Source organism: Pseudomonas sp. O39 (assembly GCF_045447295.1).
Taxonomy (GTDB): Bacteria; Pseudomonadota; Gammaproteobacteria; order Pseudomonadales; family Pseudomonadaceae; genus Aquipseudomonas; species Aquipseudomonas antarctica_A.
This window is the reverse complement of record NZ_JBJGXV010000007.1, coordinates 107,608-133,255: the sequence shown is the minus strand read 5'-3', so window position 1 is coordinate 133,255 and position 25,648 is coordinate 107,608. Positions and strand designations below refer to the sequence as shown.

At 60.6% G+C, this 25,648-nt stretch carries 22 protein-coding genes; 7 read left to right on the top strand and 15 right to left on the bottom strand.

The annotated features are described in order from the left end of the window. Nucleotides 1-21 precede the first annotated feature (21 nt). Genes ACI77D_RS12915 through ACI77D_RS12890 form a run of 6 tightly spaced genes read right to left on the bottom strand, consistent with a single transcriptional unit; the run spans nt 22 to nt 5,352 of the window. Nucleotides 22-2,415, bottom strand: coding sequence for a fimbria/pilus outer membrane usher protein (locus ACI77D_RS12915; RefSeq protein ID WP_407016703.1), 2,394 nt, complete (start codon nt 2,413-2,415; stop codon nt 22-24). 41 nt (nt 2,416-2,456) lie between these two features. Beyond that, a complete protein-coding gene (locus ACI77D_RS12910; RefSeq protein ID WP_221295128.1) occupies nt 2,457-3,242 on the bottom strand; it encodes a molecular chaperone in 786 nt (261 codons plus the stop codon). A gap of 27 nt (nt 3,243-3,269) precedes the next feature. Continuing rightward, entirely contained in the window at nt 3,270-3,722 is a 453-nt protein-coding gene (locus ACI77D_RS12905) for a spore coat U domain-containing protein (protein ID WP_221295129.1), read from the bottom strand. A gap of 50 nt (nt 3,723-3,772) precedes the next feature. After that, the gene (locus ACI77D_RS12900) at nt 3,773-4,306 is read right to left on the bottom strand and encodes a spore coat U domain-containing protein (RefSeq protein WP_064454965.1); all 534 of its coding nucleotides are present in this window, start codon (nt 4,304-4,306) and stop codon (nt 3,773-3,775) included. Between the two features lie 18 nt (nt 4,307-4,324). Beyond that, complete coding sequence (locus ACI77D_RS12895) at nt 4,325-4,867, bottom strand: spore coat U domain-containing protein (RefSeq protein ID WP_221295130.1); 543 nt, start codon at nt 4,865-4,867, stop codon at nt 4,325-4,327. After that, a complete protein-coding gene (locus tag ACI77D_RS12890) occupies nt 4,861-5,352 on the bottom strand; it encodes a spore coat U domain-containing protein (protein ID WP_407016733.1) in 492 nt (163 codons plus the stop codon). Before ACI77D_RS12890 ends, ACI77D_RS12895 begins: the two co-directional genes overlap by 7 nt. A 224-nt stretch (nt 5,353-5,576) precedes the next feature. Here ACI77D_RS12890 and zapE point away from each other — a divergent pair, with 224 nt between their 5' ends. Further along, nucleotides 5,577-6,671, top strand: coding sequence for a cell division protein ZapE (zapE, locus tag ACI77D_RS12885; RefSeq protein ID WP_407016702.1), 1,095 nt, complete (start codon nt 5,577-5,579; stop codon nt 6,669-6,671). A gap of 39 nt (nt 6,672-6,710) precedes the next feature. Then, nucleotides 6,711-8,015 carry a protein kinase gene (locus ACI77D_RS12880; protein ID WP_128587890.1) on the top strand — a complete coding sequence of 435 codons (1,305 nt, stop codon included), beginning with the start codon at nt 6,711-6,713 and terminating at the stop codon, nt 8,013-8,015. Between the two features lie 122 nt (nt 8,016-8,137). Here ACI77D_RS12880 and ACI77D_RS12875 read toward each other — a convergent pair whose 3' ends face one another. Beyond that, nucleotides 8,138-8,845 (bottom strand): YebC/PmpR family DNA-binding transcriptional regulator, encoded by a 708-nt coding sequence (locus tag ACI77D_RS12875; RefSeq protein ID WP_064452994.1) that lies wholly within the window; start codon nt 8,843-8,845, stop codon nt 8,138-8,140. Nucleotides 8,846-8,945: 100 nt separating this feature from the next. Further along, the gene (locus ACI77D_RS12870) at nt 8,946-9,803 is read right to left on the bottom strand and encodes a LysR substrate-binding domain-containing protein (RefSeq protein ID WP_064452995.1); all 858 of its coding nucleotides are present in this window, start codon (nt 9,801-9,803) and stop codon (nt 8,946-8,948) included. Nucleotides 9,804-9,913: 110 nt separating this feature from the next. Here ACI77D_RS12870 and ACI77D_RS12865 point away from each other — a divergent pair, with 110 nt between their 5' ends. The 3 genes from ACI77D_RS12865 to ACI77D_RS12855 all read left to right on the top strand — a co-directional run bounded on the left by ACI77D_RS12865 (nt 9,914) and on the right by ACI77D_RS12855 (nt 12,525). Beyond that, the gene (locus tag ACI77D_RS12865) at nt 9,914-11,041 is read left to right on the top strand and encodes a 2-aminoethylphosphonate--pyruvate transaminase (RefSeq protein ID WP_221295132.1); all 1,128 of its coding nucleotides are present in this window, start codon (nt 9,914-9,916) and stop codon (nt 11,039-11,041) included. After that, on the top strand, nt 11,038-11,865 hold the full coding sequence (phnX, locus tag ACI77D_RS12860) for a phosphonoacetaldehyde hydrolase (RefSeq protein ID WP_407016701.1): 828 nt from the start codon (nt 11,038-11,040) through the stop codon (nt 11,863-11,865). Before ACI77D_RS12865 ends, phnX begins: the two co-directional genes overlap by 4 nt. 114 nt (nt 11,866-11,979) lie before the next feature. Beyond that, complete coding sequence (locus ACI77D_RS12855) at nt 11,980-12,525, top strand: cytochrome b (protein WP_064452998.1); 546 nt, start codon at nt 11,980-11,982, stop codon at nt 12,523-12,525. Here the strand turns inward: ACI77D_RS12855 and ACI77D_RS12850 are convergent. Continuing rightward, nucleotides 12,522-13,412 (bottom strand): 1-aminocyclopropane-1-carboxylate deaminase/D-cysteine desulfhydrase, encoded by an 891-nt coding sequence (locus tag ACI77D_RS12850; protein ID WP_064452999.1) that lies wholly within the window; start codon nt 13,410-13,412, stop codon nt 12,522-12,524. The genes ACI77D_RS12855 and ACI77D_RS12850 overlap by 4 nt on opposite strands. A 58-nt stretch (nt 13,413-13,470) precedes the next feature. Continuing rightward, nucleotides 13,471-15,510: an NADPH-dependent 2,4-dienoyl-CoA reductase gene (locus ACI77D_RS12845; protein WP_262665342.1), complete on the bottom strand. Its 2,040-nt coding sequence runs from the start codon at nt 15,508-15,510 to the stop codon at nt 13,471-13,473. A 213-nt stretch (nt 15,511-15,723) separates the two neighbouring features. Here ACI77D_RS12845 and ACI77D_RS12840 point away from each other — a divergent pair, with 213 nt between their 5' ends. Both ACI77D_RS12840 and ACI77D_RS12835 read left to right on the top strand, forming a co-directional pair. Next, the gene (locus tag ACI77D_RS12840; protein ID WP_221295133.1) at nt 15,724-16,854 is read left to right on the top strand and encodes a carbon-nitrogen hydrolase family protein; all 1,131 of its coding nucleotides are present in this window, start codon (nt 15,724-15,726) and stop codon (nt 16,852-16,854) included. Nucleotides 16,855-16,858: 4 nt separating this feature from the next. Next, nucleotides 16,859-17,893 carry an AraC family transcriptional regulator gene (locus ACI77D_RS12835; RefSeq protein WP_407016700.1) on the top strand — a complete coding sequence of 345 codons (1,035 nt, stop codon included), beginning with the start codon at nt 16,859-16,861 and terminating at the stop codon, nt 17,891-17,893. Nucleotides 17,894-18,277: 384 nt separating this feature from the next. On the opposite strand, the gene ACI77D_RS12830 is transcribed toward ACI77D_RS12835, so the two are convergent. The 5 genes from ACI77D_RS12830 to clpX form a co-directional block, all read right to left on the bottom strand. After that, nucleotides 18,278-19,084, bottom strand: coding sequence for a DUF2242 domain-containing protein (locus tag ACI77D_RS12830; RefSeq protein WP_064453003.1), 807 nt, complete (start codon nt 19,082-19,084; stop codon nt 18,278-18,280). 162 nt (nt 19,085-19,246) lie between these two features. Then, nucleotides 19,247-21,121: a SurA N-terminal domain-containing protein gene (locus tag ACI77D_RS12825; protein WP_407016699.1), complete on the bottom strand. Its 1,875-nt coding sequence runs from the start codon at nt 21,119-21,121 to the stop codon at nt 19,247-19,249. A gap of 231 nt (nt 21,122-21,352) precedes the next feature. Further along, a complete protein-coding gene (locus tag ACI77D_RS12820; RefSeq protein ID WP_003174819.1) occupies nt 21,353-21,625 on the bottom strand; it encodes an HU family DNA-binding protein in 273 nt (90 codons plus the stop codon). A gap of 148 nt (nt 21,626-21,773) precedes the next feature. After that, nucleotides 21,774-24,170, bottom strand: coding sequence for an endopeptidase La (gene lon / locus ACI77D_RS12815; protein ID WP_064453005.1), 2,397 nt, complete (start codon nt 24,168-24,170; stop codon nt 21,774-21,776). Between the two features lie 191 nt (nt 24,171-24,361). After that, entirely contained in the window at nt 24,362-25,645 is a 1,284-nt protein-coding gene (clpX, locus tag ACI77D_RS12810) for an ATP-dependent Clp protease ATP-binding subunit ClpX (protein WP_017136464.1), read from the bottom strand. Between the last annotated feature and the right edge of the window lie 3 nt (nt 25,646-25,648).

Sequence of the window (25,648 nt, the reverse complement as noted above, 5' to 3'; positions counted from 1 at the left end):
CGCACTCGCACACTCCTTATGTCATTGGCACACCAGTGGCCCGATCAGCGGCACTTGCTCTTGCGTGGTATCCAGCTCGAACGTTGCCTGGCAGGTCTGGCCGTCGCCCACCGTGACTTGCAAGGTGTTATGGGCCACCAGGTTTTCCAGGTACACCAGGCCGTCCCAACCCACCACCGCCAGTGCACCGCTTTGTTCATGGCGTACCTGGCTGCCCAGGGGCAAATCCTGATGCTGGGCATCGACCAGCGTGATGCTCGCCGCGAGCACCCGGCGCACCGGAAACTCAAGCAAGTAGCCGCTGCCCCGGCGCACGGCAACCCGTTGCTCCACATTCGGCACTTGCACGTTGGACGGGAGGTTCAGCGGGTCGATCTCGTATTTGGCGCGGTAGTAGGCACTGGTCCACGGCACCAACAGGTGGCCGTTGCGATCGGTTTCGCCCACGACCTGATTTTCGTAGCGCACCGGCACGCCACCCACGCCATCCGTACTCACCACCACAAACGCATCGTTGACGCGGTTGGCGGCGAACACTTGGTTGTCCATCCACACCAGCGACCCGGTAGCGTCCGCCCAACGGGTTTGCGCATCGCTGCTGCCATACACACCCGCCTGCAACTGCACCGACTGCAGGCGCCAGGTCAGGTCAGCCTGACGATAGGCCGGCCCATCGCCGCTGGCGTATCCCAGGTTGAAGCCCACGCCACCCTCGGCAGGTACCGCACGGCTGTAATTGACCCGCTGCTGGCTTTGCCCGGTTTTACTGCGCTCAGTGCCCAGGCTGAGACTGCCGTAGACGTCGAAGGGCACCACCACTTGGGCCTGCACCGCCCAGCTGCTGTCACCGACTTCATGGTTGGCGGACAGGTAAAAACTGCTGTTGCGCCACAGCGGCTTGCTCCAGGTCATGTTCACCAGGCGGGTGCGAGAGTTGTCGGCCGCCTGCACATCAAAATAGCCCACGCCCAGGCTGCCGAACTCGTTGAGGTTAAGGCTCAACGTCGCCTGCTGGCTGCGCTTGCTGAGGCTGGCGTAGGGGGTGTCGATCAGGCTCAGGTCAGCATATTGATCGCGCCGCTCCACGCGCTGATACGACAGGCTGTAACGCTGGTTGCTGTATTGGTAGCCCAGGCTCAGTTGCTGGCCTGTCCGGCCGTCATACTGGCTTTGGCTGATAGCCGTATTGAGCACGCCGAAGTTGCCGACGCGAAGGTTGCCGCCCACACCGCCCAGGGTCAGGTCACTGGAGGCTTCGGCGTGGCTTTCCAGGGTAAACGCGTCCGACAGCCCGTAACGAAAGGTGCCGCTGGCCACGCCGGGGCCGTAGCCGAAATCGCGCACGGTGTAATCGCGGCGCAGGTTACCGGCCGCCACCGAGAAGTCTGACAAGCCCTTTTGCAACAGGGTGCTGGTGACATAGAACGGCACTGTGGTTGAGACCTGCCGACCCAGCGTATCAGTGGTGACCACCACCGCCTCCCCGGCGCCGTTGATAAACGGCACGTTGGTGAGGGTGTAGGGGCCAGGCTGCAGATCGGCGCTGCTGGACTTATAACCATTGATAAACAGGTCCACCGACGACGGCACAGCCGCCTCCCCGGCAAACTGCGGCAAGGGGTAAGTGACCAGGTCCGGGCGCACTGCAAAGTCCCGCGACACTTGCACCCCGCCCAGGCGCACCGAGGTGCTCCAGGGCAAGGCACCGCTGATGACGTCGCCCGCTTCATAGGTCAACAGGCGTTCATCGTCGGAGAATCGCCAGGTGGTGTCATAACGCCGATAGCCATTGTCCAGGCTGCTGCCAACGGTCTCCCGGCCAATAGTGGTGCGGTACTGGCCGGTATTGGACAAGGTGCCCCAGGTATCGAACAGCCTGACTTCGTTGAAGATGCCGAGATAGGTGCCCGCGTCATCCGTATCGTTGAGGTAGGCGTCGTAGTTGAGCAACGCACCGAAACTGGTCAGCGCCTGGGTACGCGGGTAATTGTCACGACTGCCGATAAACTGCTCCGGCAACCAGGCAGGCGGCACCGTGAGCATCAGGCGCTGGCCCTGGCTGTCGTAATCGGTGTGCAGGCCTGGCAGATTTTCCAGCGCCACCTCGGCGGGGACCTCACCCGGCAGTTTCATGCCGACTTCCTGCAACACCGACGCCGGCAAAAACAGCTGCCCGGCGCGCTGATTGACGGCGACCACGCGGCCGGTGTCCCTCTGGTTGACCACCAGTTCCAGGAATAACTGTGCATCGGCAACAGCCTCCATACTGCTGGGAGGGGGCGGCAACGGCGCGGCGGCGCCCGGCGGCGCAAGCACCAGCCCGCAGAGGCCACTCACCACCCACACCGATCGCCATAGACATCGAGCCCGATCGTGGCTCACCAAGGCTTTGTGTCCATCAATGGACGTCTCCATCCGTTAACATCAAGGGCTATTCCGTGCCCTACCACACTGCTTTACCGCCCCGGCGCAAGGCTCTCCAATTGCGTTGCACCATTGACTCGTACCTGCAGCGGCTGATCGGCCGCCAGTCCATCCGGCACTGGCCAGCGCATGGTCGCACCCGGCAGTACATACCCCATCAAGCCTTCCACCAGCGGACGAGGTTGGCCGCCCTGCTTGAATGTGGCATCGGTCAAGCGCGCGTGAACGGCGCCCTGGTTGCGCATTTCGACGTAGTTGCGCCCGCCCACCGTGACTTTCTTCCAGCTCAAGTCAGGTTTGCCGGCGCTCTTGGGGTCGCGATCGCGCGTACCGTCAACCTTGCTCCAAAGGCCTGGGCCATAGGCGAACAAGGGCACCGAATAACGCATCTGGAAGCGGATCGCGGCGGCGGTCTTGCCATCCGCAGGGGCCGGCGCAGGGGTGGCCGAGGGGATCTCATCGATGATGATGCGATAGGCCAGCTCCTGGCCCGGTGGCACTTGTTTGGTACGGGTCAAGCGCACCAATTGCTTCTGGCCCGGTTCGATTTTCGCCACCGGCGGGCTGCCGATCACGTCGCGCTGGTTCTGGTACTGCTCATCGAAGCCGCTCTGGGACCAGGCAAACACGCGGATTTGCAGGTTGGCGGTCTCCGTGCCGCGATTTTCCAGCCACAGTGCGCTGGCCTGTTGATCAGCCTCCAACACCGGATCAATCGGCCAGATCAGCACCGAACTGGCCGCCTGGGCCTGCCCCGCCGCTAACGCCAACAACCCGCTCAAACCTGCTGCCCACCAGTGCCGGGAAGCTGAATACATAGGTCTTACTCCTCATTGCCAATCGCTTTACCACGACAGTTGCACCTGCAACGTGTCGCTGTACGTCCCCCCAGGCTGATTACCCGGTAACTGCACTCGCCCATAAATTGGCAAGGTGATACTCGCGGCATTGCTGTAGGCCACGCTGACGCTTTGGCTGATCCCAAGGCTCTGGCTGAAGGCCGCGTCCCGAAAAAGCTGATAGGCCACCTGAGCACTGCCGCTAGTGAGCTGCATGCGGCGCCCGCTGTTGTTATGCAAACCGCCATCAACCGTCATGCTCAGCGCAACCCCCGGCGTACATTGCAGGGTCACGCCGCCGGTCAGCGCGACGGACGCCGTGCTGGTTGCCAGTGCCGAATACGTGCCGAACGCCAGGCTGCCGTAATTAGTGCCGCCCCCGACCACCAGGCAGCCGGGGGTGATGGTCGCGCTGACCTGGAACGACTGGCTCGTCACCGCCTGCAGTGACACCGGCATTCCCCAGCCTATGCACACCACCACCGCCCACGCTGCCCGGCTCATGGCACTCAGAACGTCAGGGTCACGTTAACCGTGTCGGTGTAAGTACCGGCTGGCAGTCCCGCCTTACCATTGGCCTTGCCGTAAATGTTCACGGCTTGAGCCACACCGGTACTGGGCGCCAGGTTGATCACCCCACCGATTGCCAGCAAATTCGAATGACCACTGTCGGTGTAGAGATCGTAGGGCACGTAGTTGGCGACGCCGTCATACAGGGCCCGCGCGCCGCCTGTGGACTTGCCGTCATTGGCACCGGCAGACACCGTCAACGTCGGCGAGGTACCTGCCGAGCACAGAATCGACAACGCCCCACCACCTCCGCCCAACACCTGGCCGTCGGCTTCGGTGAACAGGCTATTGGCCGTACCGAAGTTCAAGTTACCGAAGCTCATCCCGCCGGTCGCCGCCGCGCCATTGACCTGGCAACTGCTGGTCAGCACCAGGGTCGCGCTCACGGTGCCGGCCACGGTGGCCGCCTGCGCGCCCGACACCCACACCAGCGCGATCAATGGAAAAACTGCTTTCGATACGAGTGCATGCATGATGTTCATCCTCATGATTTACCAATCCAGAGTCACCGTCAGGGTGTCTGTGTAGATGCCGGCCGGTAGGGCCCTGGTATTCGCCACCACCGAGCCGAATACCGGGATCGGTACTTGCGTGCCCTTGGTCACGACGAAATTGCGTTGTTGGCCGATGCTGTAGGCGCTTTGGCCCAGCGCATCAGCGGACAGCCGATATGCAATGGTCTGGCGCCCGTTGCTCAGGCGTCGCGTGGTGCCGTCACCGTGGGCGCCACCGTCAATCGTCACCGTGAAGCTGCTGACCACCGACGGGTTGCACGACACCGACAGCGGCGCACTGGCGCCGTCAGTCACAGCGGCGCCCAACGGGTTGCTCCACGTCGGGCCCTGGCTGCCGAAGTCGAGCAATGCGCCGCCGCCCGAAGGGCTGACCGGTGCGCTCTCAATGCCTTTGCTCACCTGGCAACTGGCAGTGATCACCAGGCGTGCGTGGATCTGCCCGCTGACAGCCGCCTGGACGTCGTCGGCCAGCAGCAACAGGCCGCCCATCGCCACAAGGGCCCAGCCCCGGCTTACCATGTGACCGTGACCTTGAGCAGGTCGCTGTAGCGACCGACGGCAGGAATGTCCTTGAGCGATTCAATGCGGCCATACAACGGCAGATCGACGCTGCCGGAATCCGGCACGCGGCCGCTCAGTGGCTCATTCACGGGCAAGGGGATACGCCGCGCGGCGTCGGCGTAGAGACGATAGGGAATGGGTTGGGTGGAAGACGTGGCGCTGGTCAGGTAGCGCACTTCGCCGGTGCCGCCATGCAGGCCACCATCCACGCGCACTTGATAAGGTGTATCAGGGTTGCATTCCAGACGCGGCTGGCGCTGGCTGATCAGGGCCGCACTCAGGGGACCGGCCGGGTCGTCCAGACGCGGGCCGCTGCCGAAATCCAGTACGCCAAGTTGCTCGATGCCAGCACTGCGGGTGGTTCCCACCAACTGGCAACCTCGCTGCACGTCGATGCGCACCTCAACCTGAAGTTGCGCAGCGTACAACGTGTTACAGAGCATGGCGCCCATTACTGCCAATACTGCTCGTCCCTTCACAGCCCCAATTCCTTATACAGGGGTGACAACTGTGTATGAGATCAGTCATTTAACGATAAACCGCCAGTTCGCTCAGGTTTACCCGCCCACCATGCTTTTTCGAGATAGCTGGCGGCGCCGTTCTCTATTGGTCAAATCACAGCGGGCGCCCTAAAGTAAGGGACCACAGAAATACAGAGTGAACCGCATTGGCTGTGCTTTCCTTGATTCAGCGTCTGCTCGGTAAAAAAACGGATACCCCGGACGCGTCCCCGATCCCGAGGTTTTTTCAGAAAAAGGCCGAGCAGCAGGGCTATATCCTCAGTGCCGGCCAAACCCGGGCAATCACCGCCCTCGCCCGCGAGACCCAGCACCTGCTTGCCGGGCAGCCCACCCGTAGCCTTTACCTGTATGGCCCCGTGGGACGTGGCAAAAGCTGGCTGCTGGATGGCTTTTTCCAGGCGCTGCCGATTGCCGAAAAACAGCGTGTGCACTTCCACACTTTTTTTGCCCGCCTGCACCGGGGCATGTTCAAGCACCGTGAGCATGACGACGCCCTGGCCGCCACCCTGAATGAGCTGCTGGCGGGTTGCCGGGTGTTGTGTTTCGACGAATTCCACGTCCACGACATCGGCGATGCCATGCTCATCAGTCGGTTGTTCAAGGCCTTGTTCCAGCGCGGCGTGCTGGTGCTGGTGACCTCCAACTATGCGCCCGAAGGGTTGCTGCCCAATCCGCTGTACCACGAGCGGTTCAAGCCGGTAATTGACCTGATCGCGGCGCGTATGGAGGTGCTGGAAGTCAGTTCACCCCAGGACTTTCGCAGCCTGCCCCAGGCCCATGCCGAGCAGCGTTTTACCGGCGGCCAGTATGTATGGCCGGGTAACGTCGCCCAGCGTGAAGCGCTCGGGCTGCCCGCCACACAGGGCCCGGCACACGCCCTGAGGGTCGGCAACCGGCAGCTCGTGTGCCGCAGCCATCAGGCGCGCACTATCGTGTTCACCTTCAACGACCTGTGCGAACAGCTCACGGCGGTCATGGACTACCTGCTGCTATGCGCGGACTTCGACCACTGGGTTATCGATGGCCTGCCGCAACTGGCAGAGTGTCCAATCGCTGTGCAGCAGCGTTTTATCAACCTGGTAGACGTGCTCTACGACCAGGACAAACGCCTGACCCTGATCGGCCAACAGCCGTTGACCGAATCTCTGGAAGGCCAGGCCATCGACCTCGCCCGCACCGCCAGCCGCCTGAACCAATTGCAAACCGTCTGCCCGCAACGTGCGCCCGACCCGGTATCATGAGCGCCTTTTACACCCTATTGCCGAGTGACCGCGCCGTTCATGAATACCCTCGACCAACTCAAGACTGGCCAATTGGCCGGTACCAAGCGCCTGGACCTGGCCTGCGGGCTGACCGAATTCCCGCAAGAAATCTTCGAGCTGGCCGACACCCTGGAAATCCTCAACCTCACGGGTAACGCCCTGAGCAGCCTGCCGGACGACCTGCATCGCCTGTCGCACTTGCGGGTGCTGTTCTGCTCGGACAACGCCTTTACCGAACTGCCCGAATGCCTGGGCCAGTGCGCCAAGTTGAGCATGATCGGCTTCAAGGCCAACCAGATCAGCCATGTACCCGCCGCCGCGCTGCCGCCGCAATTGCGCTGGCTGATACTCACCGACAACTGCATCAGCCAACTTCCCAGCGAATTGGGCGAGCGGCCGTTGCTGCAAAAACTGATGCTGGCCGGTAACCATCTGGCGCACCTGCCGGAGAGCCTGGCCAACTGCAAAAACCTGGAGCTGATCCGCATCGCCTCCAACCGTCTGACCCAACTGCCGGAATGGCTGCTGACGCTGCCAAGCCTGACGTGGCTGGCCTATGCCGGTAACCCGGTGGAAATGGCGGTGGACGTGGCCGCTGATGACGTGACGCCGAACATTCCCTGGTCAGAACTGGACCTGGGCGAAGTGCTGGGCGAAGGCGCCTCGGGGATCATTCGCAAAGCGTTGTGGAAGCCGCAAGCCTTGCCTGTCGCGGTAAAACTGTACAAAGGCACGATCACCAGCGACGGTTCACCGCTGCATGAAATGCAGGCCTGCATCGCTGCCGGGTTGCACCCCAACCTGATCAAGGTAGAAGGCCGCATCAAAGGTCACCCTGATAATCAAGCCGCGCTGGTCATGGACCTGATCGACCCGAGCTACCGCAACCTCGCCGCATTGCCCAGCCTGGCGTCCTGCACGCGCGATATCTACGAGCCCACGACTCGCTTCAGCGTCGATGTGGCCTTGCGCATGGCGCGTGGCATCGCCTCGGTGGCGGCGCACTTGCACCGGCACGGCATCACCCATGGCGATTTGTACGGCCACAATATTCTGTGGAATGCAGCAGGCGATTGCTTGCTCGGGGACTTTGGCGCGGCGTCTTTCCATGCCACGGCGGACACCCTGGAAACCAGGGCATTGCAGCGCATCGAAGTGCGCGCGTTTGGGGTGTTGCTTGGGGAGTTGTTGGAGCGGATCGAGACTGAGTTCAACGACGAGGGGCTGGTAGACCTGCAGAAACGATGCTGCCAACCGGATGTGTTAGCGCGACCGGGCTTCGAAGAAATCGAAGCGCTGCTGAGGTCTCTGCCAAACCACTAAACCAATGTGGGAGCGGGCTTGCTCGCGAATGCGGCGTGTCAGTCAGCTGATCTGGCGACTGACACACTGCATTCGCGAGCAAGCCCGCTCCCACATTTTTACTGCATGTATTCAGCTACAAATCAGCCGGCCAGGCCGACGAACATATCCTGCACGTCATCGTGGTTGTCCAGGCCTTCCAGGAAGGCTTCGACTTCGGCCATCTGCTCATCGGTCAACCCGCTCACCGGGTTCTTCGAGATATAGCCCAGCTTGGCCGACAGCACGGTGAAACCCTGCTCCGGCAGCGCTTTTTGCACGGCATCGAGGTCGGTGGTTTCGGTGATGAACAAGGTGGTGCCTTCTTCTTCGCCGTCTTCGAAATCCTGGGCGCCCGCTTCAATGGCGGCCATTTCCGGATCAGCGTCAGGGCTGTCCGGCGACGCCTCGATCAGGCCCACATGGTTGAAGTCCCACGCCACAGAGCCGGATGCGCCCAATTGGCCCTTGCGGAACGCTACACGGATTTCCGCAACAGTACGGTTGATGTTGTCGGTCACGCATTCGACGATCAGCGGCACCTGGTGCGGAGCGAAACCCTCGTACGTCACGCGGTGGTACTGCACGGTTTCACCCAGCAGGCCGGCGCCTTTCTTGATGGCGCGCTCCAGGGTTTCCTTGGGCATCGAGGCTTTTTTGGCCTGCTCCACCACCAGACGCAAGTGGGCGTTGGTCGCGGTGTCGGCACCGTTGCGGGCGGCGATGGTGATTTCTTTCACCAGCTTGCCGAAAATCTTGCCCTTGGCATTGGATGCCGCTTCTTTATGTTTGACTTTCCACTGTGCGCCCATGACTCACTCTCTTCCTGTCCATCGCGCCGAGACGTCTACTGGCCGGCGCTTTGGGGGCAGAGTTTATAGCGCAAAAACCCATCGTTCCACCAAAAAACCGTCAAGACGCCAACTCGAAAAACGCCTGGATCAGGCGCAATGAGCGGCGTCGCTCCAGGCAACCGAGCATGTGCCGGTTCACCAGCCCCTCGCCCTGCAAGGGAATGGCATGCACCCGCGGGTCACGGCTGACCTCCATCGACGACACCACCCCCACCCCCAGTTCAGCGGCGACGGCTTCGGTGACGGCCTCGCGGCTGTCCAGTTCCAGCAACACCCTGGGCTGCACAGCGGCGATCGCGCAAGCGCTGTCGAAAGTGCGACGGGTGATGGAGCTGGGCTCGCGCAGCACCATGATCACGTCGTGCAATTGCTCCAGGCGAATGCCTGCCGGGTCGGTCAGCCAAGGGTGCCCGGCCGGTACCAAGGCGCAGATCCGCGATTCATCAAGGGGCTGCAGATGCAAGCCACTGCGCGGCTCCACCTCGGTGAGCACCGCCACATCGGCATGCTCCGACAGCAGCGCCGCCAGGGTTTCCTGGGCATTGCCCAGACGCAGGTTGACGGTAATGCCTGGGTAGCGTGCGCGCAGCCGCGCGATCATCGGCATCACCAGGTGTGGGCCGTCCGCCGCGACTTCCAGGCGCCCGGCGAGCAATTGCCGATTGGCCTCCAGCAGGGTCTGTGCCTCGTCCACCAGGCCGAAGATCGCCCGGGTGATCGCCGCCAGGCGTGTGCCTTCCTCGGTCAATTCCACCCGGCGTGCCGTACGGCGCAACAGCGGGATCTGGTAGTGCTCTTCCAGCGCCTTGATATGCCCGGTCACCGCCGGCTGGCTGATGAATAGCCGCGCCGCCGCCCGGGTAAAACTGCCCTCACGGGCCACGGCATCGAATGCGCGCAGTTGGAACAAATTCATAGCTATCGGCCTCACTGATAGCTCGCATAACAACAAACAATTTGATTGATGACAAGCCAAACTGCAATTTAGGCGCCTTAGAGTCAACCCAATGCCCGCGAGGACCTCAGATGACCAGCACCGCGCCGATCCTGCTCACACCCGGCCCACTGACCACGTCCGCCCGCACGCGCCAGGCGATGATGGTGGATTGGGGTTCATGGGACGAGCGCTTCAACCAACTCACCGCCAGTGTGTGCGAGCAACTGCTGGCGATCCTCAACGCCAGCCACAGCCATGACTGTGTGCCGTTGCAAGGCAGCGGCACCTTCGCGGTCGAAGCCGCCATCGGCACGCTGGTCCCGCGTGATGGCAAGGTACTGGTGCTGATCAACGGCGCCTACGGCAAGCGCCTGGCCAGGATTTGCGAAGTGCTCGGCCGCGATTTCAGCACCTTCGAAACCGCCGAAGACGCACCCACCGCCGCCGCCGATGTGGACCGCCTGCTGCGCGCCGACCCGGCCATTTCCCATGTAGCGCTGATCCACTGTGAAACCAGTACCGGCATTCTCAACCCGCTGCCGCAGATCGCCGACGTGGTTAAAAACCACGGCAAGCGCCTGATCATCGACGCCATGAGTTCCTTCGGCGCGCTGCCGATCGATGCCCGCGAGGTGCGGTTCGACGCGCTGATCGCAGCGTCAGGTAAATGCCTGGAAGGCGTGCCAGGCATGGGTTTTGTGTTCGCCGATAAACAGGCGCTGGCCGCCGCCCAAGGCAACTGCCACTCCCTGGCGATGGACCTGTTCGACCAACACAGCTACATGGCCAAGACCGGCCAATGGCGTTTCACGCCACCGACCCATGTGGTCGCGGCCCTGCACGAAGCCCTGCTGCAATACGTTGAGGAAGGCGGCCTGCCCGCGCGCCATCAACGTTACGCCCGTAACTGCCAGGCATTGCTCGACGGCATGGCCGAACTTGGCCTGCGCAGTTTCCTGCCCACGGCGATCCAGGCCCCGATCATCGTCACCTTCCATGCCCCACAAGACCCGCGTTACCAGTTCAAGGCGTTCTACGAGCGCGTCAAGGCCAAGGGTTTCATCCTGTATCCCGGCAAATTGACCGAAGTAGACACCTTTCGCGTGGGCTGCATCGGCCATGTCGACACGGCCGAGATGCGCGCCGCCGTCGCGGCCATCGCCCAGGCACTGCACGCCATGCACATCAACCTTTCATCTTTTGGATCTCAGCCATGAACTATCAAAACCCCACCACCTTGCAGGCCGTGATCCTCGACTGGGCCGGCACTGTGGTCGACTTCGGCTCCTTCGCCCCCACGCAGATCTTTGTCGAAGCCTTCGCCGAGTTCGACGTGCAAGTCTCCATCGATGAAGCCCGCGGCCCGATGGGCATGGGCAAGTGGGACCATATCCGCACACTCTGCGACCAGCCGCAGGTAGCCGAGCGTTACCGCAAGGCCTTCGGCCGCACGCCGACGGATGACGACGTCACTGCCATTTACCAACGCTTCATGCCGCTGCAGATCGAGAAGATCGCCGAGCACTCGGCCCTCATCTCCGGCGCCCTCGACACCCTCGCCCGGCTGCGCGTTCAAGGCATCAAGATCGGCTCCTGCTCCGGCTACCCCAAGCAAGTCATGGACAAGGTGGTCGCCCTGGCCGCTATCAATGGCTACATCGCCGACCACGTAGTTGCCACCGACGAAGTGCCCAACGGCCGTCCGTGGCCGGCCCAGGCCCTGGCCAACGTGATCGCCCTGGGTATTGACGATGTGGCGGCGTGCGTGAAGGTCGATGACACCGTGCCGGGCATCCTCGAAGGACGCCGCGCCGGAATGTGGACCGTGGCCCTGACCTGCTCGGGCAATGCCCTGGGCCTGAACTACGAACAGTTTCGTGCGCTGGACCAGGACACCCTGGCCAGCGAGCGCAAGCGTATCGAGGCGATGTTCAAAGGCTCGCGCCCGCATTACCTGATCGACACCATTACCGACCTGCCGGCGGTGATTAGCGACATCAACCAGCGCCTGGCCCGCGGTGAAATGCCGCAAAGCCACTGATAGAGGTCAATACAACGGCATTCGCACCGGGCAAACCCGCCAAAACAGGCTTACAGTAATAGGACTCCGTCGCCAAAGAACGGAGGTTTGCCCTGATGAGTGAGGAAGAAAGCGATGCCGTGGAAAAATTCCGATACGCGCTACAGCACCATGTCGATTGCACTGCACTGGTTGATGGTGGTGCTGCTGGCGGTGGTTTACGCCTGCATTGAGTTTCGCGGGATCTTTCCCAAAGGCAGTGGCGGGCGGGCCCTGATTGTAGAAATGCACTACATGTTCGGCCTGACGGTGTTTGTGCTGGTCTGGCTGCGCCTGTTTGCCCGTACCTTGGGCGTTGCACCGAAGATCGTGCCGGCACCGCCACAATGGCAATCGTTGCTGGCGACACTGATGCATCTGGCGCTGTACGTGTTCATGATCGGCATGCCGATTTTCGGCTGGCTGATCGTGAGTGCCCAAGGCCATTCCGTGATGTTCTACGGGATCGAGTTGCCGCCCTTGATTGGCGAAAACAAAGACCTGTCCAAGCAGATCAAAGAATGGCACGAGCTGGGAGGCACCGTCGGTTATTGGCTGATCGGCCTGCATGCCTTGGCCGGCCTGTACCACCATTACTTCATGCGCGATAACACTGTGTTTCGCATGATGCCCAAGCGCTAACCCTGCATGCTCCGGCGGCCTTGCAGGCCGCCGGTGTGCACGAAGATCAAGCGAGTGGCGGGGGCGAAGCGTCCCGCCTCGATCTGTTGCTTCAATGCCAGCAAGGCCTTGCCGGTGTAAAGCGGCTCCAGCAGCAGGCCGCATGCCTGCTCCGTGGCCTGGATAAAATTGAGCAATAACGGGTCGACCTTGGCGAAACCGCCTCGGCTCGCGTCCAGCAGTTCATAGCCATGCTGCACGATGGCCTGCACATTCTGCGCAACCCCGTGATCATCCGGTACCGCCAAGGCACCGAACACCGGATGCACGCCCGCCTCTGCCAGCGCCAACCCGGCCAGTGTGGTGCCGGTGCCCGCCGCCAACCACCATGCGTCGTAATCAGCCCAACCGAGCGTGTTCAGTTGTTCGCGCGCCTGCTCGACCAACACCCCGCAACCCATTGCACCGGCCCGTCCGCCGCCGCCCTCGGGCACGGGATAGAGATGGGGATATTGTTCACGCCACGGCAGCCAGAAACCGGCGTCATGACGCGCGCGATAACCGCCGTAACCCAGCCAGTGCAGCTGCATGCCGAAGGCTTTCAGATCAAGGATGGTGGGCGTGTCTTGAGGATGGCCGCGCAACAGGCCGACGGTGGGGAAATCAAACCGCTTGCCGGCCGCCGCCAGCGCGTGCAGATGGTTGGAATGAGCGCCACCCAGGCTGATGAGTCCAGCGGCACCGGCTTGTTGCGCGTCGGCCAGGTGTTGGGTGAGCTTGAACCACTTGTTGCCGCTGATAAGTGGGTCGATACGGTCCAGCCGCAGCACGGCCAACTCGACCCCGTTCAGCCAATCCAGCAGCAAGGGTTCAAGTGGAGCGCGAGGAAGCCAGTCGAAAGGACCCATCAGCAAGCATCTGAATAAAAAACGGGGCGGTAGTCTATCACCGCCCCCTTGCGTCGCCTTATAGCTCGGCAGCCAGACGCGAGCCCTGGTTGATGGCGCGCTTGGCATCCAGCTCGGCCGCCACATCGGCACCGCCGATGAGGTGCACGTTCTGGCCCGCTGCGACCAGGCCATCGTGCAATTCGCGCAGCGGATCCTGCCCGGCGCAGATGACGATATTGTCCACCGCCAGCACTTGAGGCTCACCCTCGGCGCCGATGCGGATATGTAAGCCTTGGTCATCGATCTTCAAGTAGTCGACGCTGTTGAGCATCTGCACCCGCTTGTTCTTCAGGCCCGTGCGGTGGATCCAGCCGGTGGTTTTGCCCAGGCCGTCGCCGACCTTGGAGGTCTTGCGTTGCAGCAGGAACACTTCGCGCGCCGGTGCATGGGGCTGGGGCTTGATGCCCGCCACGCCACCACGGGCTTGCAGTTGGGTGTCGATGCCCCACTCTTTCCAGAACGCTTCGCGGTCCAGGCTGGTGGACACGCCTTCATGCACCAGGAACTCGGAGACGTCAAAACCGATACCGCCGGCGCCAATCACCGCAACGCGCTTGCCCACCGGTTTGCGCTCAAGGATCACGTCCAGGTAGCTCAGCACCTTGGCGTTATCGATACCCGGGATGGCCGGGGTGCGCGGTGCAATGCCAGTGGCCAAAATGATTTCGTCATACCCGCCCGCCGCCAGTTGCGCGACATCCACGCGGGTGTTGAGGCACAGCTCGACGTGGGTGGTCTGCAACTTGCGTTTGAAGTAGCGCAGGGTTTCAAAAAACTCTTCCTTGCCCGGTACACGCTTGGCGATATTGAACTGGCCGCCGATCTCGTTGGCGGAGTCGAACAGCGTCACTTGATGACCGCGCTCAGCCGCCACGGTGGCCGCCGCCAGCCCGGCAGGACCGGCACCGACCACGGCAATTTTCTTGATCTGTTTCACCGGCAGGTAGTTGAGTTCGGTCTCGTAGCACGCCCGCGGGTTGACCAGACAGGTGGTCAGTTTGCCGCCAAACGTGTGGTCCAGGCAGGCCTGGTTGCAGCCGATACAGGTGTTGATTTCATCCGCACGGCCGGCAGCGGCCTTGTTGACGAACTCCGGGTCGGCCAGGAACGGCCGCGCCATCGAGACCATATCGGCATCACCTTCGGCGAGGATCTGCTCAGCGATTTCCGGGGTGTTGATGCGGTTGGTGGTGATCAGCGGAATCTTCACCGAGCCGCGTAGCTTGGCGGTGACTTTACTGAATGCACCACGCGGCACCTTGGTCGCGATGGTCGGGATACGCGCTTCGTGCCAGCCGATACCGGTGTTGATCAGGGTCGCACCGGCCTGCTCGATGGCCTTGGCCAACTGCACGATCTCTTCCCAGGAGCTGCCGCCTTCCACCAGATCGAGCATCGACAGGCGGAAAATAATGATGAAATTCGGGCCCACGGCTTCACGCACTCGACGCACGACGTCCACCGCCAGGCGCATACGGTTTTCGTAGCTGCCGCCCCAACGGTCGGTGCGGTGGTTGGTGTGGGCGGCGAGGAACTGGTTAATGAAGTAGCCTTCGGAGCCCATGATTTCGACGCCGTCATACTCGGCGACCTGGGCCAGCAGCGAGCAGGTGACAAAATCCTGGATCTGCTTCTCGATGCCCTCCTCGTCCAGCTCCTTGGGTTTGAACGGGTTGATCGGCGCTTGAATCGCGCTGGGGGCGACCTGCTTGGGGCTGTAGGCATAACGGCCGGCGTGGAGGATCTGCATGCAGATCTTGCCGCCCGCCTCGTGCACCGCCTGGGTCACGATCTTGTGCTTTTGTGCTTCCTCGTCGGTGGTCAGTTTGGCTGCACCGGCGTACACGCCACCTTCATCGTTCGGGCCGATACCGCCGGTGACCATCAGGCCGACGCCGCCACGGGCGCGCTCGGCAAAATAGGCGGCCATGCGTTCGAAACCACCGGGTTTTTCTTCCAGGCCAGTGTGCATCGAGCCCATCAGGGTGCGGTTGCGCAAGGTGGTAAAACCCAGGTCCAACGGGGCCAGCAAGTGCGGGTAGGCAGCAGCGGTCATGGTACAGCTCCACAACGGATCATCACGGGACGTGACGCGCTCGAACGGCGCGCCATCGGTTTATGTCCCACAGACTAAGAGGCGATGGACTACCGCTCAATGACTGAAACTGACAAGTTATTGATCCAAATGCACAGCGCCCCCTTGGCAAGCCGCTGCCTGGGCCCTACCCTAGTCGGCGAACCCTGCACCCGGTCTGTTGTCTGTTGCCCCATGCGTAAACTTCTAGCGTTCACCGTCACCATGGCCCTGGTTGCCGCCGTCGCCGCGTATCTGGTCTGGACCCAGGAGCGCCCTGTGGCGCATTACCTGTCGGACCTGCGCATCACCCTGGCTATCAACGAAGGCCAACCCGCCGATCGCGGTAACTTGCTGGGTATCCAGCCAGAGCTGTTTCCCGCCGATTACCAAAGCCTGGAACGCCTGCACCTGAAGCTCGCGGCCTACCTGCAAAAAGCGCGGGACAAAGGCTTGATCAACGACAAGACCATCGTCGTGCTGCCGGAACACATCGGCACGTGGCTGATGCTCAGCGGCGAGAAGAACGAGCTGTACCAGGCGGTGCATCTGAAAGACGCGATGAATTGGCTGTCGGCCAGCAACCCGTTGCAATTCGCCCGCGCCTGGATCAGCGCCACCGGCGATAACCGCATGGACGACGCCTACCTGCGCATGAAAGCACCGGCCATGGCCCGCGACTATCAGGTGCTGTTCGGCGGCCTGGCCAAAGAATTCGGGGTTACGCTGGTGGCCGGCTCTATCGCCCTGCCCAACCCGAGTGTCAGCCAGGGGCAACTGCAGGTCGGTCAGGGTGCGCTGTATAACGCCAGCCTGGTGTTTGGCGCGGACGGTTTGCCGGTAGGCCAGCCACAGCGCCAGTTCTACCCGATCTACGACGAGCGCGGCTTTATCGAACCGGGCGATGAGAACATCGTCAGCGTGGTCGACACCCCGGCCGGACGCCTGGGCATCCTGATCGGCAGCGACAGCTGGTACCCGGACAATTACCGCAAACTCAACGAGCAAGGCGCGCAACTGGTCGCAGTGCCAGCCTTTGTGACCGGCCGCGACACCTGGGAGCGCCCATGGCGCGGCTTTAAAAGCGTTTCAACGCCGCCCGAAATCAGCCTCAAGCCCGAAGAACTCAGTGAAGGCGAAGCCTGGCGCCGCCTCACCCTGATCAGCCAACAGCCAATCAGCCAGGCAAGCGCCGGAATGAGCGTATTCCTGCGCGGGCAGTTCTGGGACCTGGGCACCGCCGGGCACAGCTTCCTCAGCGGCAACGGGCACGTCATCACAGGCAACGACGCCCGTGGCGCGCGCCTGCTGAATATTTGGTTGTAGCGCCGTGAAGCCGGTGCGCCTGGGCGATCTTTCGGTGGGCTTCGTGCACACCCTGGCGGACGCCATTCAAAGCCATAGCCTGGACCCGCAACCGCTGTTGCTGCAATACGGCCTGGACCCGGCGCGCCTCGCCGAAGCGGGGGCGCGCCTGTCGATCCCGCGCTACATGCGCCTGGGCCACGCAGCCATCCAACTGACCGGCGACCCTGGCCTGGGGCTGCGCATGGGCCAACTGAGTCGCCTGAGCCAGGCTGGACTGGCAGGGGTGACTGCCGCACAGGCACCGAACGTGCGAGAAGCGGCCCGCACATTGACCCGTTTTGAAGCGCTGTACGGCTCCAACTATCGCGGGCAATCGAGCTTTCACGAAGATACCGAAGGCGCCTGGCTGCGTTTCTATTCCATCAGCCCTTACAACGCCTACAACCGCTTTGTGGTGGATTCGATCATCGCCGGCTGGCTGCAGCAATTGTCGAGCGTGGCGCAGCAACCGGTGCAGGCACAGCGCATTGACATCGAGTTTGAAGCCCCGGCGTACAGCGAACAGTACGGTGTACTCGGTGACAGCCCGGTCCACTTCGGCGCCGACGCCAATCAACTGCGCCTCAACCAGCAGACCCTGGCCTTGCGTAACCCGCAGCACTGCCCCAGTACCTGGCACCTGTTGTTGAAGTTATGTGAACACGAATTGGAGCAGTTGACCCGCACCCGCAGCCTGCGTGAGCGCATTACCCGGTTGCTCGGGCCGATGCTCAATGGCGGCCGGGAGCCCGACCTGGAAGAAGTGGCGGCACGCTTGAAGCTGCCTACCTGGACACTGCGGCGCAAACTGGCCGAAGAAGGCACTCAGTTTCGCGCGATTCTCAACGATACCCGCCGCGACTTGGCCATGACCTACATTCGCGATACGGAACTGGCGTTCGGCGAGATCGCCTATTTGCTCGGTTTTGCCTCAGCCCAGGCCTTTCAACGGGCGTTCAGGCGGTGGAACAACCAGACCCCAGGGGAATTTCGCCGCAGTCAGCGGCATTCCGCCTGAAGTCGGTCTTACAGCTCGGTTGCGTCATCGACCGGATCCAGCGGATCCAATTCAAACGCGTGGTACTCCAGCAGTTCTTCTTGGTAATCGTCCATGGCGGACTCCTTGTTGGTTTAAAGCGGCTGTCAATAAATGACCTGCACAGCCAGCCTAAAGTGCCGTGATGACGAAAAAATGTCGGCGTCGTGACGTTCCTGCACTTCAAGATAAAACGCAGCAGCGCTGAGCAGATTTAGCATCAGGGCTTTGAGGCGGGCACCCGCACTTCATCGCGCTGGCGGCGTTGAGCCGCTGGCGTATGAATGATCGGTCGCGAAGGAGCGCGTGGAGGCTTGAGCCGCTACGGGATGAACGTCGAAGAGACGAACCCCGCAGCGGTCAACGTTACTGCGAAGGAGTTGGCAGGGGCGGAATCGCCTCTGTTGGCGCCGGCAGTTTGGGATTGGTCGCCGCAGGTGCAGGATCAGCTGCAGGCGTTGGGGCCGGTTCCGCTGTCGGGGCAATCGGTGCCGCCTCGGGTGGCGTGGCAACCGGCTCCGAAACGGCAGGCGCTGCCGGTACTTCCTTTGGCGCCTCGACTTTTTCAGCAACCGGCGCCGCTTTCGGTTCCGGCACGCCCAGCTCCGCCTTCGGCGTCTCTGGAATGTGCGCGGCCTTCTTCACTTCTTGCGGCAGGAATACATCCACGAGCGAGAAGTAACGCTCATAAAACTTCGGCGCCGAAACCGTCTCGCTCGCCACCTTCACCATCGAGTCATCGGTGGAGCCAATCGGCATCGACACCGAGCCCAACACACCCACGCCGAGGCTTGCGGAGTTGTTGACCTTCTTCAACGCGTAGCGGTCCTGCAAGGCGTTGGCAAACATCGTCGAGTGGTTATTACCTTTGCCATCATCGGCGCACACCACATTGAAACTGATCTGCAGGTGGGTCTCGCCAGTCTGCTGGAAACTCTTGTTACCCACGACCAACTTAGGATCGCTGCTGGTGATGATGTAGCCCTGGCTCAACAGCGCGCGCCGTGCGGCCTCGCAGGCTGCCACGTCACTGACCGGGTAATCCCGGGAGAACGTACCGGAATCGTCGAAATTCTCATGTTCATAAATGGCGGTCTTGGGTGACGAGCAGCCCGCGGCGCCCGCCAGCACCAGCGCCAGCCCGAGGCTACGCAAGTGAAATGATGTCGACATCGAAAATCCTGAGGAAAGCAGTCAGGGCGGTATTGTGCAACAGAACGGGGTCCTGGCGCGCGCATTCCTGTCGGTAAAACGTCACAGCCTTACAGGACGGGGCCTGCTGCATAAAAAAGCCCCCGATCCTTGCAGACCGGGGGCTCTTTATTCAGACCAACATCAGAACTTCTTGATGTCAGCCTTGGTTTCCAACTGCTTGCTGTACGCAGCAAAGTCTTGCTGGCCGATACGGGAAGCGAGGAAGCGGCGGTATTGCGCCTTTTCTTCGTCCGTAGGCGCAGCCGCTTCGTTGACAGCATTCAAGCGCACGATCATCAGGCTACCGTCAGCCAGGGTAACCGTGGTGAAGGTCGGCTTGTCCTTGCTCGCAGGCTTGGGCATGCGGAACAGGGCTTGCAACACCGCAGGGTCAATCGCTTCCTGGCTACGGGTAGCCGCTGCAGTGACTTTCCATGCCTGACCATCAATCGCCTGGTTCAGTGGGGTCTTGCCATCACGCAGGCTGGCGATCAACTCATCGGCATGGGCTTTGGCTGCTGCACTGGCACGCTCTTTGGTCATCTGTGTGCGGATCGCCGCAGAGACGCTTTCCAGAGGCAGTTGCGTAGGTTTCAAGTGCTCTTTGGCCCGCAGCACGATGATGGTTTCCGGGTCCAGCTCGATGGCGGTGCTGTTGGCACCCTCATCCAACACTTCCGGGCTGAACGCAGCAGTCACCACGGCGCGGTTGGCCGCGACACCTTCGCCACCTTCACGGCCAAACGGCGCGGAGGTGTGCACGGTCAGCTTCAGGTCGGACGCCGGCTGGGCCAGGTCGGACGCTTCGAATGCCGCATCTTCCAATTGCTTGGAGGCGTCGACAAAGCGCTGTTCAACCTGTTGGGTCTTGAGCTCGCGGGTCAGCTTGTCTTTCAGGCTGGCAAACGATGGCACTTGCGGTGCTTCTACGCCCAGCAGCTTGATCAGGTGCCAACCGAATGTGGTGCGCACCGGTGCCGACACCTGGTCCTTGTTCAAGGCATACAGGGCCGTTTCGAAGTCAGGATCGTAGACGCCAGGGCCGGCAAAACCGAGGTCGCCGCCATTGTTGGCCGAACCTGGATCCTGGGAGAACTCCTTGGCCAGGGCTTCGAACTTCTCACCCTTGGCCAGGCGTGCCTGGATTTCTTCGATCTTCGCCTTGGCTTGAGCGTCGGTAGTCTTGTCGTTCACTTCAATCAGAATATGCGCGGCACGACGCTGTTCAGCGAGGTTGGCGGTTTCTTTCTGATAGGCAGCCTGCAGCTCATCATCCTTCACGGTGACCTGGTCGAAGAAGGAAGACTTCTTCAGTTCCAGATAGTCGATGACCACCTGGTCCGGGGTCATGAACTCTTTGGCGTGCTGGTCGTAGTGAGCCTTGACCTCGTCGTCGGTGAGTTTCACCGCCGCAGGGTCAGCCTTGATGTTGACGGTAGCGAAATCGCGGGTCTGCTTTTCCAGACGGGCAAATGCCAGCACTTCGGCATCGGTAACGAAACCGCTGCCGGCAATACCTGCGCGAACCTGGCCGATCAGCATTTCCTGGCTCAACATCTGACGGAATTGCATACGGCTGTAGCCCAGCTGACGGATCACCTGGTCAAAGCGTTCAGGGCTGAACTTGCCGTCCACCTGGAATTCCGGCGTCTGCAGGATCACTTGATCCAGGGCAGCTTCAGAGAAGCCGAACTTGGAATCAGCTGCGCCTTGCAGCAACAGCTTGCGATCAATCAGCCCTTTGAGGGCCGCTTCGCGCAGCAGTTTTTCGTCCAGCAGAGAAGCATCAAAATCCTTGCCCAGCTGTTGCATCAGCTGGCGACGTTGCATGTCGACGGCCTGGCTCAGTTCGGTTTGGGTGATCTCTTCACCGTTGACCTTGGCCACGTCCTGCTTGTTATTGGTCGAAGCCTGGAAAATGGCCTCGATACCGGTGAACGCCATCAATGCGACGATGATCCCGATAATGGTTTTGGCAATCCAGCCTTGTGAATTGTCCCTGATATTCTGCAGCATGCGTCCCCCAGAAACGGTTGATCTTCAAAAATTAGGCAACCGTGGAGCGTGGGTAGAGTCCGGATAGAAGAAAGGCGCATCCGAGGATGCGCCTTCTCGTAACTGGCGGAGCGGACGGGGGTTTGAACCCACACCCCCGGCGTGGCGACCCGATGGATACTTGGGTCAGCTGCCGCTCCGCTGCCAGGTCAGACCTGCGTCCGACCCGGGTAGGTAAGGCTTGAGCGAAACTTAGTTAACAGCTTCTTTCAGGGCTTTACCGGCTTTGAAACCTGGTTTCTTGGCGGCAGCGATTTGCAGTGCTTTGCCAGTCTGTGGGTTACGGCCAGTGCGAGCTGGGCGATCAGTCACAGAGAAAGTACCGAAGCCTACCAGTACCACGGAGTCGCCGGCCTTCAGAGCGCCAGTGACGGATTCGATTACTGCGTCCAGCGCACGGCCAGCAGCAGCTTTCGGGATATCAGCGGATGCGGCGATAGCATCAATCAGTTCCGACTTGTTCACTCTAAGTCCCCTTATATATCTATTGAGTATGGTTCTAAGTTTTTTGGTGAAAGCAAAAACCAGTGCTGAATGGCCTACAGACACTTAAGAGCCGCTTTATAACAAGGGCTCTAAAAAGCTGTCAAGGAAGCCCCCAGGCTTAACGGCATTAATGTGTACTAATTCTTTCCTTGGAATCAGACTCGCGTTTTTCATCCTTCGCGACAATCTCCGGAGCCACATCTGGCAAGGGCTCCGGCGCGTATTGCAGCGCAATTTGCAGGACTTCGTCAATCCATTTAACCGGTTTAATCTGAAGATCCTGCTTGATGTTGTCAGGAATTTCCTTCAAGTCGCGAACATTCTCTTCAGGAATGATCACCGTCTTGATACCGCCTCGGTGTGCAGCAAGCAATTTCTCTTTCAGACCACCGATGGCCAATACCTGACCACGCAGGGTAATTTCCCCTGTCATGGCGACATCGGCTCGTACCGGTATGCCCGTCAATGCCGACACCAGTGCCGTGCACATGCCTACACCGGCGCTAGGGCCGTCCTTTGGGGTAGCCCCTTCCGGCATGTGGATGTGAGTGTCGTGCTTCTCGTGGAAGTCCAGGGGAATCCCCAGGCTCTTCGCGCGGCTGCGCACCACGGTCTGCGCGGCAGTGATGGATTCGACCATCACATCACCCAACGAACCCGTTTTGATAAGCTGACCTTTACCCGGGATCACCGCGGCTTCGATGGTCAGCAATTCGCCGCCCACCTGTGTCCACGCCAGGCCAGTCACCTGCCCTACCTGATCCTGCTGCTCAGCCAGGCCGTAACGGAATTTTTTCACGCCCAGGAAGTGTTCCAGGGAGTCGGCAACCACCTTCACAGAGAAGCGTTTTTCCAGCGCGTGCTCTTTGACTGCCTTGCGGCAGATCTTCGCAATTTGACGCTCAAGGCCCCGCACACCGGCCTCGCGGGTGTAGTAGCGAACGATGTCGCGGATCGACTCGACGTCGAATTCGATCTCGCCTTTTTTCAGGCCATTGGCCGAAATCTGCTTGGGCGCGAGGTATTTGACGGCGATGTTGATCTTCTCGTCTTCGGTGTAACCCGGCAGACGAATCACCTCCATCCGGTCCAGCAAAGCCGGCGGGATGTTCATGGAGTTGGAGGTGCACAGGAACATTACGTCGGACAGGTCGTAGTCTACTTCCAGGTAATGGTCGTTGAAATTGTGGTTCTGCTCCGGGTCGAGCACTTCGAGCAAAGCCGACGCCGGATCGCCACGCATATCGCTGCCCATTTTGTCGATTTCATCGAGCAGGAACAGCGGGTTGCGCACCCCAACCTTTGTCATCTTTTGAATCAATCTTCCTGGCATCGAACCGATGTAAGTACGGCGATGACCACGAATTTCCGCCTCATCACGCACACCACCGAGGGCCATGCGCACGAATTTGCGGTTGGTGGCGTTGGCAATCGACTCCGCCAAGGAGGTTTTACCCACACCTGGAGGACCAACCAGGCACAACACCGGGCCACGAATTTTCTTCACGCGCTTTTGCACGGCGAGGTATTCGAGGATGCGCTCTTTGACTTCTTCGAGGCCGTAGTGGTCGGCGTCGAGGATATCCTCGGCGCGGGCCAGGTCCAGGCGCACTTTGGTCTGAGCCTTCCACGGCACCTGCACCAGCCAGTCGATGTAGGAACGAACCACAGTGGCTTCGGCCGACATTGGCGACATTTGCTTGAGCTTGTTCAGCTCAGCGTTTGCTTTGGTCAGGGCGTCTTTCGGCAGGCCGGCGGCATCGATGCGCTTTTTCAGCTCTTCGATTTCGTTGTGGCCCTCCTCGCTGTCGCCGAGTTCTTTCTGGATGGCCTTCATCTGCTCATTCAGGTAGTACTCGCGCTGACTGCGCTCCATCTGTTTCTTCACACGACCACGGATGCGTTTTTCGACCTGCAGCAGATCGATTTCGCCATCCAGCAGCGCCAGCACGTGCTCAACACGGGCCGACAGGTCGATGATTTCGAGGATGTCCTGCTTCTGCTCGATTTTCAGCGCCATGTGCGCAGCCATGGTGTCGACCAGGCGGCTTGGCTCATCAATGCTGTTGAGGGAAGACAGGACTTCAGCCGGGACTTTTTTGCCCAACTGCACATACTGCTCGAACTGCGAGAGCAGGCTGCGCACAAATACTTCGGATTCGCGCTCAGGGGCCTCGACTTCGTCGATCAGCGCCACTTCGGCGCGCAGGTGGCCATCCACCTCCATGAAGCGCTCGACCGCACCGCGCTGCTCACCTTCCACCAGCACCTTGACGGTGCCATCAGGCAACTTGAGCAATTGCAATACGGTCGCAATGGTACCGACGCGATACAGGGCGTCTTCGCCTGGATCATCATCAGCAGGATTCTTCTGGGCCAACAGCAAAATTTGCTTGTCGCCCGTCATCGCGGCCTCGAGGGCTTCGATAGACTTCTCGCGCCCCACGAACAGCGGGATAACCATGTGCGGATAGACGACGACATCACGCAACGGCAGGAGAGGCAATTCAATGGTTGTCTTCATGATTTCGCCTCTATGACAGTTGAAAAATTAGCTTGAAACCAAGATGGGGGCTGCATGCAAAAAAAACAAGCTCAATGCCAGCAGTTAAACGCATGAATAAACGGGAATTAAAAAAACAACGCGTCAAAATCGCCCCAAAATAAATAAGGGGCCCCGAAAGGCCCCTTGCTTGTACTGCGACGGCTAAACGCTTACGCGTCTGGTGCAGCCTTGGCAGCCGGCTCACTGTTTTCGTAGATATACAGTGGCTTGGACTTGCCTTCAATAACGCTTTCGTCGATCACCACTTTACTCACCTCAGACTGCGAGGGGATTTCGTACATGGTGTCGAGCAAGACGCCTTCGAGGATCGAGCGCAAACCACGTGCACCGGTCTTGCGCTCCAGTGCCCGCTTGGCCACTGATTTGAGTGCGTCGGTACGGAACTCGAGGTCTACACCTTCCATTTCGAACAACTTGGCATATTGCTTGGTCAGGGCGTTTTTCGGCTCGGTGAGGATCTGAATCAGAGCAGCCTCATCCAACTCGTCCAACGTGGCCAGGACGGGCAGGCGGCCAACGAATTCCGGGATCAGACCGAACTTGACCAGATCGTCAGGCTCGACTTCACGCAGGGACTCGCCCACCTTCTTGCCTTCTTCCTTGCTGCGTACTTCCGCACCAAAACCGATGCCGCCACGCGTGGAACGCTGCTGAATAACCTTCTCCAGACCGGAGAACGCACCGCCACAGATGAACAGGATGTTGCGCGTATCAACCTGAAGGAATTCCTGCTGCGGGTGCTTGCGGCCGCCTTGTGGCGGTACGGAAGCTACCGTGCCTTCGATCAGTTTCAACAGGGCCTGCTGCACGCCTTCACCGGAAACGTCCCGGGTGATCGACGGGTTGTCCGACTTGCGCGAAATCTTGTCGATTTCGTCGATATAGACAATACCCATCTGGGCCTTCTCTACGTCGTAGTCGCACTTCTGCAGCAATTTCTGAATGATGTTCTCGACGTCTTCACCCACGTAGCCAGCCTCGGTGAGGGTGGTGGCGTCGGCGATGGTGAACGGAACGTTCAGCAGGCGAGCGAGGGTTTCCGCAAGCAAGGTTTTACCCGAGCCAGTAGGACCGATCAGCAAGATGTTGCTCTTGCCGAGTTCGACCTCGTCGCCTTTCTTGTCACGCTGATTCAAGCGCTTGTAGTGGTTGTACACCGCTACGGCCAGAACCTTCTTTGCACGCTCTTGACCAATCACATATTGGTCAAGGATGCCGCTGATTTCTTTAGGCGAAGGCAATTTATGCGCGCTGCTCTCGGCCTGGGCTTCCTGCACCTCCTCGCGGATGATGTCATTGCACAGGTCGACGCACTCGTCGCAGATAAACACCGAGGGGCCGGCAATCAATTTGCGCACTTCATGCTGGCTTTTGCCGCAGAAGGAGCAATAGAGCAGCTTGCCGTTGTCCTCGCCGTTGCGGGTGTCAGTCATTCG

Bases quoted from the DNA above. Each gene is read 5' to 3' on its own strand.
- ACI77D_RS12915 (WP_407016703.1), bottom strand. From the start codon at position 2,415: ATGGAGACGTCCATTGATGGACACAAAGCCTTGGTGAGCCACGATCGG.
- ACI77D_RS12910 (WP_221295128.1), bottom strand. From the start codon at position 3,242: ATGTATTCAGCTTCCCGGCACTGGTGGGCAGCAGGTTTGAGCGGGTTG.
- ACI77D_RS12905 (WP_221295129.1), bottom strand. From the start codon at position 3,722: ATGCCGGTGTCACTGCAGGCGGTGACGAGCCAGTCGTTCCAGGTCAGC.
- ACI77D_RS12900 (WP_064454965.1), bottom strand. From the start codon at position 4,306: ATGCATGCACTCGTATCGAAAGCAGTTTTTCCATTGATCGCGCTGGTG.
- ACI77D_RS12895 (WP_221295130.1), bottom strand. From the start codon at position 4,867: ATGGTAAGCCGGGGCTGGGCCCTTGTGGCGATGGGCGGCCTGTTGCTG.
- ACI77D_RS12890 (WP_407016733.1), bottom strand. From the start codon at position 5,352: ATGCTCTGTAACACGTTGTACGCTGCGCAACTTCAGGTTGAGGTGCGC.
- ACI77D_RS12880 (WP_128587890.1), top strand. From the start codon at position 6,711: ATGAATACCCTCGACCAACTCAAGACTGGCCAATTGGCCGGTACCAAG.
- ACI77D_RS12875 (WP_064452994.1), bottom strand. From the start codon at position 8,845: ATGGGCGCACAGTGGAAAGTCAAACATAAAGAAGCGGCATCCAATGCC.
- ACI77D_RS12870 (WP_064452995.1), bottom strand. From the start codon at position 9,803: ATGAATTTGTTCCAACTGCGCGCATTCGATGCCGTGGCCCGTGAGGGC.
- ACI77D_RS12865 (WP_221295132.1), top strand. From the start codon at position 9,914: ATGACCAGCACCGCGCCGATCCTGCTCACACCCGGCCCACTGACCACG.
- phnX (WP_407016701.1), top strand. From the start codon at position 11,038: ATGAACTATCAAAACCCCACCACCTTGCAGGCCGTGATCCTCGACTGG.
- ACI77D_RS12855 (WP_064452998.1), top strand. From the start codon at position 11,980: ATGCCGTGGAAAAATTCCGATACGCGCTACAGCACCATGTCGATTGCA.
- ACI77D_RS12850 (WP_064452999.1), bottom strand. From the start codon at position 13,412: ATGGGTCCTTTCGACTGGCTTCCTCGCGCTCCACTTGAACCCTTGCTG.
- ACI77D_RS12845 (WP_262665342.1), bottom strand. From the start codon at position 15,510: ATGACCGCTGCTGCCTACCCGCACTTGCTGGCCCCGTTGGACCTGGGT.
- ACI77D_RS12840 (WP_221295133.1), top strand. From the start codon at position 15,724: ATGCGTAAACTTCTAGCGTTCACCGTCACCATGGCCCTGGTTGCCGCC.
- ACI77D_RS12830 (WP_064453003.1), bottom strand. From the start codon at position 19,084: ATGTCGACATCATTTCACTTGCGTAGCCTCGGGCTGGCGCTGGTGCTG.
- ACI77D_RS12825 (WP_407016699.1), bottom strand. From the start codon at position 21,121: ATGCTGCAGAATATCAGGGACAATTCACAAGGCTGGATTGCCAAAACC.
- lon (WP_064453005.1), bottom strand. From the start codon at position 24,170: ATGAAGACAACCATTGAATTGCCTCTCCTGCCGTTGCGTGATGTCGTC.
- clpX (WP_017136464.1), bottom strand. From the start codon at position 25,645: ATGACTGACACCCGCAACGGCGAGGACAACGGCAAGCTGCTCTATTGC.